The sequence below is a fragment of the Pseudochrobactrum sp. AO18b genome (genome assembly GCF_000409565.1).
GTDB classification, from domain to species: domain Bacteria; phylum Pseudomonadota; class Alphaproteobacteria; order Rhizobiales; family Rhizobiaceae; genus Pseudochrobactrum; species Pseudochrobactrum saccharolyticum.
Map to the genome: position 1 here is coordinate 1 of NZ_ANNO01000276.1, position 1,960 is coordinate 1,960.

Genomic DNA, 1,960 nt, shown 5'->3' on the forward strand with positions numbered 1-1,960 from the left:
AGCTTCCGGCTTCAGCTTAACAAAAGAGAAGAAAGCCAGCGCGGAAATAGCACCGACAATATAAAACGCGATATGGAAATCCTGCAATTGCAGCACAGAACCACGAATGATTGTGCTCAGTTCCAGTATCACACCGGCCAGCGCCACACCCATTGCGATGGAAACCTGCTGGGCAACCGCAGAAATCGGTGTTGCCTGACTGGTTTTGTCGTCGGGAATTTCTGCAAAGCCCAGCGCATTGACACCGGTGAAGAACATAGAACGCAGGAAGCCACCAAACAGCAAGGCGATCAGGATCAGCGTCATCGGTGTTTGCGGGGTGAAAAAACCGTTCAGAATAATAAAACATGCGGATGCGAGAGAGCCGAACATCAGCAACCGGCGGAAGCCAAAACGGGAGAAAACTCGTGTCGCGCCGAATTTCATCAGCAATGCCCCGATTGCCGAAACAAAAGTGATCATACCGGATTGAAACGGATCAAGCCCGAAACCGAGCTGCAACATCAGCGGCAGCAGAAACGGAATAGCACCGATACCTAAACGGAACAGGCTGCCGCCGACAACGGAAATACGGAACACATCATTCTGAAACAATGACAAATCAAGCAGCGGATTTTCCACCCGCTTTGCATGGCGGATATATAGAGCTGTCGACAGCAGACCGACACCAAGCGTGATAATACCCACCGCAGGCGGCAGCGCCGGAAGACTGACCACAGAAAGCCCGAAGACCACACCGGACATTGCCAGCCCCGACAGGATAAAACCGGTTACATCCAGCTTGCGCGGCAACGGCACATCCAGCACCGGCAGATATTTGGTGGCAAACCAGATACCGGCCAAACCAATCGGCACATTAATCAGAAAAATCCAGTGCCAGCTGAAATAGGTTGTGATGAAACCGCCGACCGGCGGCCCGACCAAGGGCCCGACCATGCTCGGAATTGCCAGCCATGCCATCGCATTCACCAGCTGATTACGCGGTGTGGAGCGCAACAAGACCAGACGACCGACCGGCGTCATCATCGCCCCGCCCATGCCCTGCAAAAAACGCGCGACCACAAAGCTCATCAGAGAATTGGATGCTGCACAGGCCACAGAGCCGATCACAAAAACCGCAATCGCTGCACGAAATACATTACGGGCGCCATAGCGGTCGGCCATCCAGCCGCTGACCGGAATAAATACCGCCAAAGATACGAGATAGGATGTGAGCGCCAGCTTCAGCGCAATGGGGCTGGTGCCGATATCGGCTGCAATTGCCGCCAGAGAGGTCGAAATCACATTCGAATCCATCTGCTCCATAAAGAGCGCGACGGCCAGAACCAGCGGAATAATGCGATTCACAATACGAATCCTGAATGTCAGATATGTTTCATCATGGTCATTATATAAACCAGCCAGACCGGATTACACGCAGAATTGACCGGACCGGCAAAGTTTTTTGACGGGCAAAAACATAGTGTCACAAAATTTAACGCGGGCAACAAATCGTGTGCGAACGTGATTAATTTCGACTTAAAAAACAATGGATTGTGATGAGCGTGTTACAATTGAAGAACCCGCCCCCTCTTGTCTGCCAAGGCCGGAAAACAAGGCTCAAACCATGACCGGCATCGCCGGAGCGGCAGAAAAAAGCGCTTTCGGGTTGCGTGACCGGTTACACGCTGTTACATTTGGTGAGTAAACAGAAATGAGCAAAGCATCGATAAGGGGCCGATGCGTAGAGGTGTGAGATGACTGAGATCACCAAAAGCGCAATACTTTATACCATGATGATCATCACGCTGAATACGGCCATTGCCATTAGTGTGATCGGGCTGGATTTTCTGCCATAACCATCATGACGGATGAGCATAGCGGCGCTGTATTGATAAGCGAATGAATGCTCTTAACCTGTTTATGCGGGAGAATTCCCGCGCTGCAGATTTCACAAGAGGTCTGCCGGAAGTGTTCCGGC

General features: G+C 51.8%; 1 protein-coding gene. It reads right to left on the reverse strand.

The annotated features are described in order from the left end of the window. A partial coding sequence (locus tag A918_RS0111545; RefSeq protein WP_022711221.1) for a DHA2 family efflux MFS transporter permease subunit occupies positions 1-1,347 on the reverse strand: 1,347 nt, incomplete at its 3' end. Positions 1,348-1,960: the final 613 nt, after the last annotated feature.